Below are 13,658 nucleotides of genomic sequence, written 5' to 3'. Positions count from 1 at the left end.
TAGCCCGCGGCTAACGACGCCGGGTCAACCGCCACGCACGATGGATGCGCGGGTTGCGCGCAAAATCCGGCGGGATGGTCGAGGCGCTGATGTCTTCGACCGTGGCGAACTCCGAAAGTGCCTCGATGTCCAGGCGGAAGCGGCGGAAATTGTTGGAGAAATACAGCACGCCATCGCCAGCCAATCGCTCGACCGCGGCGCGTAGCAGGCGCACATGGTCGCGCTGCACGTCGAAGTCATCGGCACGCTTGGAATTGGAGAAGGTCGGCGGGTCGCAGAACACCACGTCGTATTCGCCGCGATCAGCTTCCGTCCAGCGCACCGCATCTGACTGGCTGATGCGGTGGCGGGTGCCGCCAACCCCGTTGCTGCGCAGGTTGTCGGCCAGCCATTCCAGGTAGGTCGCAGACAGGTCAACACTGGTGGTTTCCAGCGCGCCATTGACCGCGGCCTGCACACTGGCGACGCCGGTGTAGCAGAACAGGTTCAGGAACCGTCGTCCGCGCGCTTCCAGCGCCATCCGCGCGCGCAGCGGGCGATGGTCGAGGAACAGGCCGGTATCGAGGTAGTCGAACAGGTTGACCTGCAGCTGCGCACTGCCTTCGCGGACAGTGATCAACTCGCCGCGCTGGACGAACTGGCCGTACTTGCTGCCACCCTTGCCGGTGCTGCGGGTCTTCAGCGCGACTCGCTCGCGCGGCACCTCGAACACCTCGCGTACCGCCGCCAGCAATTCGTTCAAACGCTTGCGGGTGGTCACCTCGGGAATGTCCGCAGGTGCCGCATATTCCTGCACATGCAGCCAAACGGTCTCATCCGGTTCTGTCGTGTAGACATCGACCGCGCAGGCGTATTCGGGGATATCAGAATCGTAGGCGCGGAAACAAGTCACGCCCTCGCGCTCGCGCCAGGCGCGCAAACCCTTGAGGTTCTTGCGCAGCCGGTTGGCGACCATCTGCGCGCCGTCGCTCAATGCGCGCGGCCCACCATCGCCACGTTCGGGCACCGCAATGGGATCACATACGATCAGACTGCATTCGATCGGCCCATTGAACATCTGGTAGCGCTTCTGCGCACGTATGCCAGTCGCTCTCGCCAGTTCAAAATCGCCGCACAGCAGGCTTGCCGTCCATCCCGGCGTGGCACGTTTCAAGGATTCGCCCAGCGCGCGATACAGCGCCGGATCGGCTGCCAGGCGCGCATCATATGGCGGATTGCAGACGACCACGCCTTTGGAATTCTCCTGCACTGTCAGGCTGGCGATATCGCGCACGTCGAGCCGGATCGCATCGGCGACGCCCGCAATCTGCGCGTTCTCGCGTGAGGCGCGTATCGCATGCGGATCGCTGTCGCTGCCGTGGATGCAGGCGCGCAATCTGGCGCGTCCGCGGGCTTCGCGCTCGATCGCCTCCACCTGCAGGGTTTTCCAGGCATCCACGTCGAAACCGGGCCAGCGCGTTGGCAGTTTTTCGCCGTTGCGCAGCAGGCCGGGCGCGACGTCGGCCGCCATCAATGCGCCTTCGATCAGCAAGGTGCCGCTGCCGCACATCGGATCCAGCAGGTCGCCGCCTGCGGCATAGGACTGTGGCCAGCCACCACGCAGGAGCACTGCCGCCGCCAGGTTTTCCTTCAGCGGTGCTTCGCCTTGTGCACGCCGCCAGCCACGCCGATGCAGCGGCCCGCCGCCAAGGTCGATCGACAGAATGCCGCGGCCCTTGCGCACTACCAGGTTGATGCGCACGTCCGGCGACTCGACATCGACATCGGGGCGCGCGCCGGTCTGCGCGCGCAAGGTGTCGACCACCGCATCCTTGACCCGCTGCGCGGCGTAGCGCGCGTGGGTGATCGCATCGCCGGACACATGCGAATCGACTGCGATGGTGTGGCCTGGCCCGACATGCTGCGTCCAGTCGACCTGCATCGCGCCGGCGAACAGGGCGTGTTCGTCGGCACACTCGAATTCGCAAAGCGGCCACAACACGCGACTGGCCAGGCGCGACCACATCACCGCGCGCTGGGCGTCGATCAACTCGCCTTCGGCATTCGCGCCGGCCATGGTCGCGGTCGCGCGCGTACAGCCGAGCGCCACGAGTTCATCGGCCAACAGGTATTCCAGGCCCTTGCCGCAACTGGCGAAGAATTTCATGCTGAAAGCGAGACTAGTAGTTGTTCGAATGCGCCGGCACTTGCCTGCACATGCTCGGACAGGCGATGCGAATCGTTCACCAGCAGCAGCTGCGCATCACGCGCCGCAGCCCAAGCGACGACCTGCGCTGCCGGAATCAGTTCGTCATGCCAGCCATGGATGATCGAGGTCGGCACGTTGCCTGCATCCAGTCCTGGTGCAGGGCCCATGCTGACTGGTGGCGCCATCAAGAACAGACCGCGTACCGGCACCTGCAGCGAGACCCGCGCTGATATCCAGGCGCCCAAGCTCGACCCGGCCAGTATGAGTGGGCCACGAGCAGCGGCATCCCGCGCGATTTGCAGCAATCGTTGCAGGCGCGTGGGCACGTCGCCGAGATCACTCACCTCGTGCATCGCATCGAGGTCGCTGTAATCGGGGCGCTCGTGGGTCCAGCCCAGGCGCTCGGCCACATCGGCGAGCGCGGTGACCTTGGTCGCATCGGGCCCGCTTTCGAAGCCGTGCGAGAGGATGCAATGTCCCTTCATCGCGCCGCGAGTGCAATGGGCAGGTGGCAATCCGGTAGGCAGTGTCGACATGCGTGAATGCTAGCATCGGCGCATGCCGCCGCCCCCAAATTGCAGTGATGTCCGTATCGATCCCCTGCCCTATGCAGCCTCGCTTGCGGCACGTCCGCTGGGCGACATCGACCTGGTCATCATCCACTGCACCGAGCTGCCTGACCTGACGATGGCACGCGAGTTCGGCGAGCGGGTGCTGTACGCAGACAGCGGCACCGGCAACAGTGGTCACTACTACATCGACCGCGATGGCGGCATCGTCGAATACGTCGATCCCGGCCATGTCGCCCACCACACCCGCGGCTTCAACCCGCGTTCGGTCGGTATCGAACTGGTCAACACCGGCCGTTACCCGGATTGGCTGGATTCACGCCATCAAGCCATGGACGAGGCCTACTCCGACGCGCAGATCGATGCGTTGATCAACCTGCTGCGTGACCTGTGCACGCGGATTCCGAGCCTGAGCCTGATCGCCGGGCACGAGGATCTTGATCTGGACGAGGTCGAAGCCAGCGACGACCCGCGAGTGAAGGTCCGCCGCAAGCGCGATCCGGGACCCCGATTCCCGTGGGCACAGGTACTGGCCGAGTCCACTTTGCAGCGGCTTGCGGCAGCGCAGCACCTATAATCGGCGGATGAATTCCCCCGTCTCCGAATCGTTTTTCAATGAGCTTGTCGAACTGCTCTCGCTGGAGCGCCTGGAAGACAACCTGTTCCGCGGCCAGAGCCGCGACATCGGCACCAAGTACGTGTTCGGTGGGCAAGTACTGGGGCAGGCATTGTCGGCGGCGCAGGCGACCATGGACGCAGCCAGCGGGCCGCGCGACGCGCATTCACTGCATGGCTATTTCCTGCGCGCCGGCGACATCGATGCACCGATCGTCTATAGCGTCGACCGCACCCGCGATGGCGGCAGCTTCTCGGTGCGCCGGGTCACAGCGATCCAGCACGGCAAGCCGATCTTTTTCCTGGCCGCGTCGTTCCAGCAACATGAGCAAGGCGCCGAGCACCAGGTGTCGATGCCGGATGTCCCGAAACCCGAAGACCTGGAACCGTCGCCGACGCTGTCGCCGGAACAGATGGCGAAGCTGCCGAGCAAGGTCCAGCGCTGGCTGTCGCGGCAGGGACCGTTCGAATTCCGCCATGTATATCCGCGCGATGAACTGAACCCGCCCAAGCGTCCGCCGTTCCAGCAAGTCTGGTTCCGCCTGTCCGAGCGCGTCGGCGATGCAGCCGAGCTACACCGTGCGTTGCTGGCTTATGCCAGCGACTTCCACCTGCTCGGCACCGCGACCTTCCCGCACGGGATCAGCTATTACCAGCCGGATGTGCAGATGGCCTCGCTCGACCACGCACTATGGTTCCACCGCGCATTCCGCGCCGACGAATGGTTGCTGTATTCCATCGACAGCCCCAGTGCGCAGGGTGGGCGTGGGCTTGCGCGCGGACAGATTTTCGACCGCAATGGCCGGCTGGTCGCCAGCACCGTACAGGAAGGCCTGATCCGCGTGGTCGGTGCCGACAAGGCCGACATCCCACTGCATCCGAAGGGCTGAGCATGCGCCAGGTATTCAGCAGCGCAAGACTCGAGAACGTGGAGGCAGTTGCCGAGTTGCTGCGAGCCGAAGGCATCGAGGTGCGGATCTCCGATGGCCGCTCCTACCGCGGCAACCGCCGCAGCAATTTCAGCTATTCCGAAGCCGGGCAGTCCGGCCCGCTGCCGGCGGTTTGGATCCTCAATGCCGAGGACCAGCCGCGCGGACGCCAGCTCTTGCGCGATGCCGGGCTGCTCGAGAGCACACGCGCCGGTGAGAGCAGCTACCTGTCCTTGTCGACGATGCACGAAGCCAGGGATTCGACCAAGCGCAAGGCGAACACGCGGACACGCATGCGGATCGGTTTGCTGGTGTTGATCGTGGTGGTGAGCGCGTTGATCTGGTACTCGCGGCTCGAAGCCCCTACTGCCACTACACCGGCCAGCAAACGCGCAGTGGCAGCGGTGCCGTCGGCACCAAAACACGCCGCGCCCGCAATCATTCCGCAACTGGCCGAAGACCTGGAAGTCTATCGCGCCGACATTCCCACCGCGCTGGCGAAGTTGCTGATCGAAAACGAAATCACCAAGGCCAAACCCGCCCAAGCCTGCATCGCGATCGATGGCGCCGACCCCACGCCGCAATTCATCGAATCGCTGGCACTTGGCGACGCGACGGAAGCCTTTTCCAGCAGCGATTGTCCGCAGGATGCAGCGTGGAATGTCGCGGTGCATGACTACATGACCGATGGCTTGGGCCGCGGCCATGTGCAAGTGGAATCCGGTGGCGGCAAGCCACGCACAGTCGAAGCCGAGCGCAACGGCATCCGCTGGAAAATTCTTTCGAAACGTTGAACGTCTCGCAGTACTGACAGCGGCGCGAACGCCACCAAACGACAACGCCCGGATTTCTCCGGGCGTTGTGCCTTGCAGTGACTTAAGCGGATCAAGGCCTGGCAGCAGGTACCTTCGCATCATCCATACCGTGCCGCATCCCGCGGCCATCGGGCTTGAACGCATCGAATTCGGCACGGGTCAGCGCGCCATCGTGGTTGGCATCGGCGCCCTTGAAGAACTCGGCGCGCTGCTGGGTCATCCTGGCCTGCATGTCGGCACGATCCAGGTAACCGTCCTTGTTGACGTCCATCTGGTCGAAACGCCCAGCCAGCTTGCCCTTGCCTGCTTCGGCCTCGGCGCGACTGATGCGGCCATCCTTGTCGGTGTCCAGCGCCATCATCCGCCCATGGCCGCCGCCCATCGCGCCATGGGGATGCTTCTTGCCACCCATCTGCGGACGCTCATCGGCGCTCAGCTTGCCATCCTTGTTGGTGTCCAGTTGGTCGAAGCGCTCGGCCAGCTTCGGCGCCTTGGCAGCCTCGGCACGATCGATCACGCCATCTTTGTTGGCGTCCAGTTGCACGTGTGGCTTGGCGCGATCAGGGGCAGCCTGCTGGACCTGTGCATAGACCGCCGCCGAGGTCAGTGCCAGTGCGACCGCCACCGACAGAAGCTGCATCTTCTTCATGGACTTGTTCTTCATGGAGCTGTTCATCAGTATTCCTCTCACGAACCGGCATCGACCGGAATGTCATTGAAAACGCGGCACCACGACGACGGTTGACACACTGGCTATCGCGCGGCTGAACGGCGAGGGCGTTATCCTCATGACATGGGCACCGATGCCGACAACCTGCGCATGTTCCGCACCGGCACCCATCCCTGCGGATACTGGAGTGATCGCGAGGCCCGCGACCTGGTGCTGGATCCGCGCGACCCGCGCCTGCCAACGCTGTACCCGATGGCATTGGACTGGGGCTTCCGCCGCTCCGGCGACATCATCTACCGCCCTGCCTGCGCCGGTTGCCAAGCCTGCGTGGCGGTGCGCGTGCCGGTCGCCAGCTTCAAACCCGATCGCGGCCAGCGCCGCTGCCTGGCGCGCAATGCCGATGTCGATGCCAGGATCGTGGCGCCAATACGCACCGACGAGCACCTGGCGATGTATCGCAAATACCTGGCCGCACGCCACGCCGGCGGCGGCATGGACGACCATGGCGCACCGGAATTCGAACAATTCCTGATTGGCTCCTGGAACGATGGCCGCTTCCTGGAACTGCGTGAACACGGCAGCCACCGGTTACTGGCAGTCGCGGTCACCGACCTGGTCGAAGGCGCGCTCTCGGCGGTCTACACCTTCTACGACCCCGATGAATCAATCCGGGGACTGGGCACGCTGGGCGTACTCAAGCAACTCGAATGGGCCGCGCGCGATCACCGCAGCCACCTGTACCTGGGCTACTGGATCGCCGGCCACGCCAAGATGGACTACAAGCGCCGCTTCCAGCCGCTGGAGGGTTTCGACGGCCGCAGCTGGCGGCGATTGCAGGCGTGACCAGTACGTGGTTCCAGAAAAGGGGCCAGAGTAAATTTCCTGCTGGTCTTCTTCGATCATTCCAGATCTTGGTCAGGAAACTTCACTCTGGCCCCTTTTCTGCGGCCGCTGCTGCATCTGGTGTTTTGACCGCGGGCTCCGATGTAGCTGGCTGTAGGGTCGCCACTTCCGCAGGAACATCTGCAGGCACAAGCCCCGGCTCTACCAGCACATGCGCTGCCCGGCTGCGGTCGTAGAACCCGAACTCGGCGTCGCTGCGCGCGGACACGATCATCCGCACCATCGCGCCGGGCACCATCAGTTCCAGCGCTATTTCGTGACCGTCGCTGGTGTGGCCCTGCAGTGTCATCTCGATGAACGCACCGCCGGTGTCGATTTCGCGGCATGGCACGTGCATGCCGGCCGGGCCGTCCTGCAAATAGGGTTTGATCGCTTCACCCAGCGCCTCGAGTGCGGGCGGGAAAAAGAACACGGCGTATCCGGCGAAATCGTTCATGGGCTCGGTTTTTCATCCTGGTTGCAGGGCCACCGTCGACATGTTCCGACCGTCATCGAGGGCACTGGTTTCTTGTTGGTTTCGAGTGTAGCCGAGCCCGATGATCGATCTGCGTGGGGCTGTGCCGCGTCGTGCGTCCATGCCATCCTTCAAGGATGCCGATCCGCCCCGCCCTGAGGCTGTCGATCCTTGCCGCACTGGCACTGTGCGTGGCGGCGTGTGCGCCGGCGCCACTGCCCTTCGCGCGCCTGGCCGGATTGATCACCAGCAAGGAGCTGGACGAAGTCAGCGGCTTTGCCGCATCGCATGCACACGAGGACGTGCTGTGGACAATCAACGACAGCGGCAATCCCGCGCGGCTGTATGCCATATCCCTGCGCGGCCAGGAGCTTGCGCATTTCGACGTCGAGGGCGCGAAGAACATCGACTGGGAAGACCTGGCCAGCTTCAACCTCGACGGCAAGCACTATCTGCTGGTCGCCGACACCGGCGACAACGGCGGCATGCGCAAGAGCATCACCCTGTATGTATTCGAGGAACCGACCAGCCTGGCCAACGGCACGCTGCGTCCAGCCTGGACGATCCACGCGCGCTGGCCGGACGGACCGCGTGACTGCGAGGCCGTGGCAGTGGATGCTGCGGCTGGCAAGATCCTGCTGATATCCAAGAAGCGCAAACCACCTGAACTTTTCATGCTGCCGCTGGCCAATCCCGGAACCGAATGGCGCGAGCCGCGCCGGATTGGTCGCCTGAGCGGGGTTCCAGCTGCCGATCCGGAGCTGCAGCGCAGCGATCCGAGCATGGCCAAGCTGTTCAGCCAGGTCACGGCAGCCGATGTGTCGCCCGACGGCAAGACGCTGGCGGTACTGACCTATGGCAGCGTGCTGTTCTACCGGCGCGAGGCTGGTGAAGGCTGGGCCGCTGCCGTCGCTCGCGATCCGGAAGCGCATGACGTGCCCTTGATCCCGCAGGCCGAAGCGCTGGCCTGGAGCGCGGGCGGTGGCGGCCTGTACGCCAGCGGCGAGTTCAACCCCGCGCCGATCTTCTACCTGACCCCCGAGCGTTGAGCCTGCGTCATTGCGGATTGCAATAGTTCCGGTGGATACCGAACTGTCGTGCCTCGCCGCGATTTGCGCCAACGGGACAACCGTTCGTCGGGATTCCCTTGAAAGATTGATATCATTTTGATATCACTATCGCGCACCCACTGTTTGGGCCCTGACGCGAGAACGATCATGAAAGAGACCCCGATCCGCTCCCTTCCCGGCATCCCGATGCTGCTGGCCCTGTTCGCCGGCATGTTGGTGGGTGTCTACCTGATCATCATCGGCGTGCAGGCCCAGGACGTCCTGTTCGTGCTGTTCGGCGCACTGCTGGCGCTGGCTTCCGGCTTCTGCCTGGTCGGCCTGTATATGGTCGAACCCAACCAGTCGGCGGTGCTGTCCCTGTTCGGCAAGTACGTCGGCACCGTGCACGACAACGGCCTGCGCTGGAACAACCCCTTCTATGCCAAGAAGAAAATCAGCCAGCGCGTGCGCAACTTCGAAAGCGGAAAGCTCAAGGTCAATGAACTTGGAGGCAGCCCGATCGAGATCGCCGCGGTGATCGTCTGGCAGGTCGTGGATTCGGCCGAAGCCGTCTACAACGTCGACGACTACGAGAGCTTCGTGCACATCCAGTCGGAATCGGCGCTGCGCACGATGGCCACCAGCTATCCGTACGATCAACACGTTGACGGCCAGATCGCGCTGCGCAGCCATGCCGCGGAAGTTTCGCAGCACCTGCGCGATGAACTGGGCGAGCGCCTGGCCGATGCCGGCGTGCGGGTGATCGATGCGCGCATCAGCCACCTGGCTTACGCCCCCGAAATCGCCGGTGCGATGCTGCAGCGCCAGCAGGCCGACGCAATTATTGCGGCACGCACGCGGATCGTGGCCGGCGCGGTTGGCATGGTTGAAATGGCCCTGGACGAACTGAAGAAAAACGGCGTCGTGCAACTGGACGAAGAGCGCAAGGCCGCCATGGTCAGCAACCTGCTGGTGGTCCTGTGCAGCGATCGTGCTACCCAGCCGATCGTCAATGCCGGCACGTTGTACTGAGCCGCGGCCATGACGACTACTTTCGGCGCCGTCGCTGTCGTATTCATCATCATCGCCATCGCCGCCCACCGGCGTCGGCGCAAGTGAATCCACATGGCTGAGAAGAAAGCCTATCCGCTGCGCATCAATGCCGACGTCCTGGCGGCGACGCAGCGCTGGGCCGACGATGAACTTCGCAGCATCAACGCACAGATCGAGTATGTGTTGCGCGACGCCCTGCGCAAGTCGGGGCGCCTGCAGGGCAAGGCTGAAGACACGCACAAGGAATCGAAATGAGCAGTCGCTGGAACTACAAAGTGGTTCAGATCAAGCCGTACTGGCTGGGCCTGAAGCCCAAGCAGATCGAAGAGATACTTGGACCGTTGGGCGCAATGGGCTGGGAACTGGTGACAGTGACCCAGGTCGGCATGAACGCCTACCTCTACCTCAAGAAAGATGCCTGAAACGGCATTCGCGGAGAACCAACATGTTGCATATCGTCCATCTGATCGAACGTCGCCATGGGCAAGGCTCGGGCATGGCGCGCATCCTCACCCGCCTGCTGCTGGCGTCGTTCGCCGTGTTGCTGCTCGGCGCAGGCCTGTTGCTGTCCGGCACCACCCGCGCGCAGGAAGCACCATTGCCTGCTGCCGATGCAAGCACGCTGGCGATCCAGTTGCTCGACCATCTGGATGCTGGCGAATATGCCCAGGCCGAGGCCATGTTCAACGCAACGATGGCGCAAGCCGTGCCGGCCGAGAAGCTGAAGGCGGTGTGGGAATCGTTGCCGACACAGGCCGGTGAAGCGCAAGGTCGCGGGGAAGCAACGAGCGTGAAACAGGGCGAAATGACCCTGGTGAAAATCCCGCTGCATTACGCCAAGGCCGCGCTGGTGGCGAAAATCGCGATCGATGCGGAAGCCAAGATCTCGGGCTTCCTGATCCAGCCCGAGGAAGCGCCACCAGCCGCTGCAGTGACCGAGGACGCGCCCTACACCGAGACCGACCTCAGCGTCGGTGAGGGTGAGCGCGCCCTGCCCGGCACGTTGACTATGCCGAAGGGAGTTGCTCAAGCTTCCAACAAGCTCGTCCCGGCCGTGGTGCTGGTGCATGGTTCTGGCCCGCACGACCGCGACGAGAGCATCGGCCCCAACAAGCCGTTCATGGACATCGCGCGTGGGCTCGCTGCGCAGGGCGTTGCGGTACTGCGCTACGAGAAGCGCACCAAGGCGCGGCCGCAGGATTTCGCCAGTGGCGTGTTCGGCGTCGACGAGGAAACCACCAATGACGCGGTGCTCGCCGTGGATGCACTGCGCAAGGTTGAGGGCATCGACCCGGCACGGGTATTCGTGCTTGGACATAGCCAGGGCGGCTTGATGGCGCCACGCATCGCCGCGGTGTCAGGCCATGTCGCCGGCCTGGTGCTGATGGCCGCGCCGGCGCGGCCATTGTTGGACATCCTGATCGAACAGAACCGCCGCCTGGCCGTACTCGATGATGGCAAGACCAGCGACACCGAGCGCGATGCGATCAACGCCCTCCTCCAGCAAGTTGCCACTACTCGTGACGTCGCGACGGATACGACCACCAAAACCGTGATGGGCATGCCGGCCGGCTATTGGCGCAGCATCGACACGGTCGATCCGGTCGCCGAAGCCAAGTCGGTCGACCTGCCGATGCTGCTGCTGCAGGGCGCGCGCGATATCCAGGTGGTCGATGCCGACTGGCAGCGCTGGCGCGGCGGCTTCCACGACAACCCCAAGGTCGAATTCAAGCTGTATGACAAGCTCAACCACCTCGGCATCGCTGGCGAGGGCGAAGGCAGCATCGCCGAATATGCCAATCCCGGCCATGTCGACGCGCAACTGATCGACGATGTCGCAACGTGGGTCAAGGCGCACTAAGCGACAGTCTCTGAAAGGACCAACATGCAAGCCAACCGCAGCCCGGCAACGCGCAATTTCACCGTGACTCCCCCGCCCACCTATGCCATCGCATTCCTGGTGCTGATCGGCGGTGTAGTCCCGCTGGCTGCTCTTGGCTTCATGCTCTGGTCTGGCAATCCGCCACTGGATAGGTTGACGCAGGTTTCACCGGCACTGGGGATTATTCCGGTCGTACTGGCGCTGCTGTTTTTTGCAATGAAACGGCGCTCGGTGACATTGGTCGGGCACGTGCTGGACGTGCGCGCCGCGCTGTTCCGCGAGCGCACGCCAATTGCCGACATCGACCTCGACCACGCACGACTGGTCGACCTTGCCGAGCGCATGGACCTGCGACCCGCAGTCAAGACCATGGGCATGTCGCTGCCCGGTTTCCACGCTGGCCACTTCCGCCTGCGCGGCAAGCTGGTCAAGGCCTTTTGTCTGATCACGGATCGCCAGCGCGTGCTGTGGCTGCCACTGCACAACGGCACGGATCAACTGCTGTTGAGCGTGGAACGGCCACAGGCGCTGCTGGATGCGCTGCGCGCCGCAATGGATGGCCGCGCCGGACGCGCATAAGCCATTCGGCGCTGCGTTAAGCTGGCCACATGTCGCGACTGCCACCACTGCCGCTGAAGACCGTGCTGGTCAACACCGCCGAGATCGAAGTCTGGCCGGCGACTCTGCTGCGCGCGCGCAGCAACCTCGACGCCCGGGCGTTATCGCGCGCGCGGCACGTCTTGCGCCGCAAGCGTGACGGAACCTATCTCGCGGCCGAACTCGACATCGGCCTGTTGCCGTTGATCCCGAACCTGCAACGCGAAGCCGGACTGGACGCCGCGCTCGATGCACTGGATGCGCTGCCCGACCACGCGCGCTTCGGCCTTGAGCACATCGGCACACTGGAACTGCATGGCCTGCACGAGCGGCTGGACGCGCTTGGCCTGGATGAGGCCGCATATGCACGACGTAGCGGGCTTGGAATCGTCGAAGAACCGGATTGGTTGGCGTTTGCCGGCTTCGACCGCTATCGGCGTGCGCTGTGGCTGCGCTTCGATGCAGCGCGCGCGTGGCTGCACCTTCGCGATGCGGCATTGCGCGACGATGTGGTGCTGGAAGCAATTTCCGGCTATCGAAGTCACGACTACCAATTAGGCATCTTCGAACGAAAGCTGGCACGTGGACTGGACATCGATGAGATTCTCGCGGTCAACGCCGCACCCGGTTTTTCCGAACACCATGGCGGCCTGGCACTGGATATCGGCGCACCAGATGAACCTCCTGCGGAGGAAAGCTTCGAACAGACCGCCGCGTTTGCATGGCTGCAGACCAATGCCGGCGACCACGGCTTCGCCATGAGCTATCCGCGCGACAACCTGCACGGCATCGTTTACGAGCCGTGGCACTGGTGCTACCAACCCGCATGAGTTCGCCCACGATTGCCGAAGCCTGGGCCGCGCAACGCAACAACTTCAACCTGATGCGTCTGGTCGCGGCATGGCTGGTGATTTACGGACATGCCTGGGCGATCACCGGCAGTAGCGGCCAGGACCTGCTGGCCCGACTGACCGGGTTCCGCTTCGCCGGCGCGATTGCCGTGGACATGTTCTTCGTGGTCAGCGGCTTCCTGATTGCGGCCAGCCTGCAACGCAACAGCGTGCGTGGATATTTGATATCTCGCGGATTGCGAATCCTGCCGGCACTGATCGCGTGCGTGGGGCTGACCACGTTCATGCTTGGCCCACTGCTGACCACTGCCACCGGCTATTGGTCACAAGCCACGACGTGGAATTATTTCCTGGTCAATGCGTCGCTGCTGGTCAGCCGCTTTCAGTTGCCTGGCGTGTTCGCCACGCATCCACTGGATGTGGTCAACGGTTCGCTGTGGACGCTGCCGATCGAAGCCAAGCTCTACCTGCTGTTGATGGTCGCGTGGCTGCTTGGGCTGCTCGCGCCGAAGCGTTACACCGTGCTCTGTGCGCTCGCCCTGTTGGTCGGCTATACGCTGGCCTGGCACTACGCACCACTGCCCGATCACATCCAGAAATACGCCGAATGCACCGCCTTCTTCGTCACCGGCAGCCTGCTATGGGTGAACCGCGACCGCATTCGCCTGTCGGGCTGGATCGTGCTGGCGTTGCTCGCTGCATTCGCGGTCCTGCGCGGTGGTCCATGGGTGCACCTGCCCTACTTCGGCTTGCTGACTTACGGCAGCTTGTACCTCGCACTACAGGTCAGGCTGCCGATGATCCGCCACACCGACCTCTCCTACGGGCTGTATTTATACGGCTGGCCCGCGCAGCAACTGGCGTGGATGCTGCCGTGGGGCAAGTCGGTTGCCGGAAACATCATCATCGCCACCACCATCGCGATTGCCTGCGCCGCGCTGTCATGGTTCCTGATCGAACGCCCGGCATTGCGCCTGAAGAAACGCTGGGTCGCACGTGGCCCTCAGGCATCGCCGGTTGCGGCGCAGGCTGACGTCGCTCAACGTGCCGCTGCCGCACAAAAGGGGTCAGAGTGAAGTTTCC

At 63.7% G+C, this 13,658-nt stretch carries 16 protein-coding genes; 12 read left to right on the top strand and 4 right to left on the bottom strand.

Translation table 11 applies throughout. The features are described from left to right. Nucleotides 1-10 precede the first annotated feature (10 nt). Together rlmKL and PSV05_RS02180 are read right to left on the bottom strand one after the other, a co-directional pair. Nucleotides 11-2,146 carry a bifunctional 23S rRNA (guanine(2069)-N(7))-methyltransferase RlmK/23S rRNA (guanine(2445)-N(2))-methyltransferase RlmL gene (rlmKL, locus tag PSV05_RS02185; protein ID WP_300060783.1) on the bottom strand — a complete coding sequence of 712 codons (2,136 nt, stop codon included), beginning with the start codon at nt 2,144-2,146 and terminating at the stop codon, nt 11-13. Next, nucleotides 2,143-2,673 (bottom strand): hypothetical protein, encoded by a 531-nt coding sequence (locus PSV05_RS02180; protein WP_300061343.1) that lies wholly within the window; start codon nt 2,671-2,673, stop codon nt 2,143-2,145. The genes rlmKL and PSV05_RS02180 overlap by 4 nt, the downstream gene beginning before the upstream one ends. Nucleotides 2,674-2,746: 73 nt before the next feature. Here PSV05_RS02180 and PSV05_RS02175 point away from each other — a divergent pair, with 73 nt between their 5' ends. Genes PSV05_RS02175 through PSV05_RS02165 form a run of 3 tightly spaced genes read left to right on the top strand, consistent with a single transcriptional unit; the run spans nt 2,747 to nt 5,095 of the window. Next, nucleotides 2,747-3,334, top strand: a complete 588-nt coding sequence (locus tag PSV05_RS02175; RefSeq protein ID WP_300060780.1) for an N-acetylmuramoyl-L-alanine amidase — start codon at nt 2,747-2,749, stop codon at nt 3,332-3,334. Nucleotides 3,335-3,341: 7 nt separating this feature from the next. Further along, nucleotides 3,342-4,262: an acyl-CoA thioesterase II gene (tesB, locus tag PSV05_RS02170; RefSeq protein ID WP_300060777.1), complete on the top strand. Its 921-nt coding sequence runs from the start codon at nt 3,342-3,344 to the stop codon at nt 4,260-4,262. Between the two features lie 2 nt (nt 4,263-4,264). Then, nucleotides 4,265-5,095 (top strand): hypothetical protein, encoded by an 831-nt coding sequence (locus PSV05_RS02165; protein WP_300060774.1) that lies wholly within the window; start codon nt 4,265-4,267, stop codon nt 5,093-5,095. A gap of 91 nt (nt 5,096-5,186) precedes the next feature. Here PSV05_RS02165 and PSV05_RS02160 read toward each other — a convergent pair whose 3' ends face one another. Then, nucleotides 5,187-5,792 (bottom strand): hypothetical protein, encoded by a 606-nt coding sequence (locus tag PSV05_RS02160; protein WP_300060771.1) that lies wholly within the window; start codon nt 5,790-5,792, stop codon nt 5,187-5,189. Between the two features lie 117 nt (nt 5,793-5,909). On the opposite strand from PSV05_RS02160, the gene PSV05_RS02155 reads away from it, so the two are divergent. Next, nucleotides 5,910-6,629 carry an arginyltransferase gene (locus tag PSV05_RS02155; RefSeq protein ID WP_300060768.1) on the top strand — a complete coding sequence of 240 codons (720 nt, stop codon included), beginning with the start codon at nt 5,910-5,912 and terminating at the stop codon, nt 6,627-6,629. 82 nt (nt 6,630-6,711) lie between these two features. Here the strand turns inward: PSV05_RS02155 and PSV05_RS02150 are convergent, their stop codons facing one another. Continuing rightward, a complete protein-coding gene (locus PSV05_RS02150) occupies nt 6,712-7,125 on the bottom strand; it encodes a hypothetical protein (RefSeq protein WP_300060765.1) in 414 nt (137 codons plus the stop codon). A 155-nt stretch (nt 7,126-7,280) separates the two neighbouring features. Here PSV05_RS02150 and PSV05_RS02145 point away from each other — a divergent pair, with 155 nt between their 5' ends. The 8 genes from PSV05_RS02145 to PSV05_RS02110 all read left to right on the top strand — a co-directional run bounded on the left by PSV05_RS02145 (nt 7,281) and on the right by PSV05_RS02110 (nt 13,651). Next, nucleotides 7,281-8,192, top strand: coding sequence for a hypothetical protein (locus tag PSV05_RS02145; RefSeq protein ID WP_300060762.1), 912 nt, complete (start codon nt 7,281-7,283; stop codon nt 8,190-8,192). Between the two features lie 168 nt (nt 8,193-8,360). Further along, nucleotides 8,361-9,224, top strand: coding sequence for an SPFH domain-containing protein (locus tag PSV05_RS02140; protein ID WP_300060760.1), 864 nt, complete (start codon nt 8,361-8,363; stop codon nt 9,222-9,224). Between the two features lie 93 nt (nt 9,225-9,317). Further along, entirely contained in the window at nt 9,318-9,500 is a 183-nt protein-coding gene (locus tag PSV05_RS02135) for an Arc family DNA binding domain-containing protein (protein WP_300060758.1), read from the top strand. Then, entirely contained in the window at nt 9,497-9,667 is a 171-nt protein-coding gene (locus tag PSV05_RS02130) for a DUF4177 domain-containing protein (RefSeq protein WP_300060755.1), read from the top strand. Before PSV05_RS02135 ends, PSV05_RS02130 begins: the two co-directional genes overlap by 4 nt. A 23-nt stretch (nt 9,668-9,690) precedes the next feature. Then, a complete protein-coding gene (locus PSV05_RS02125; RefSeq protein WP_300060752.1) occupies nt 9,691-11,106 on the top strand; it encodes an alpha/beta fold hydrolase in 1,416 nt (471 codons plus the stop codon). 24 nt (nt 11,107-11,130) lie between these two features. Then, nucleotides 11,131-11,706, top strand: coding sequence for a hypothetical protein (locus PSV05_RS02120; RefSeq protein ID WP_300060750.1), 576 nt, complete (start codon nt 11,131-11,133; stop codon nt 11,704-11,706). A gap of 29 nt (nt 11,707-11,735) precedes the next feature. Next, nucleotides 11,736-12,554, top strand: coding sequence for a M15 family metallopeptidase (locus PSV05_RS02115; protein WP_300060748.1), 819 nt, complete (start codon nt 11,736-11,738; stop codon nt 12,552-12,554). Next, a complete protein-coding gene (locus tag PSV05_RS02110; protein ID WP_300060746.1) occupies nt 12,551-13,651 on the top strand; it encodes an acyltransferase in 1,101 nt (366 codons plus the stop codon). Before PSV05_RS02115 ends, PSV05_RS02110 begins: the two co-directional genes overlap by 4 nt. The last annotated feature ends 7 nt before the right edge of the window (nt 13,652-13,658 follow it).

This window comes from Thermomonas sp. (assembly GCF_029945965.1).
Lineage (GTDB): Bacteria > Pseudomonadota > Gammaproteobacteria > Xanthomonadales > Xanthomonadaceae > Thermomonas.
The sequence above is the reverse complement of the archived record's forward strand: the minus strand, read 5'-3'. Positions and strand labels throughout refer to the sequence as shown.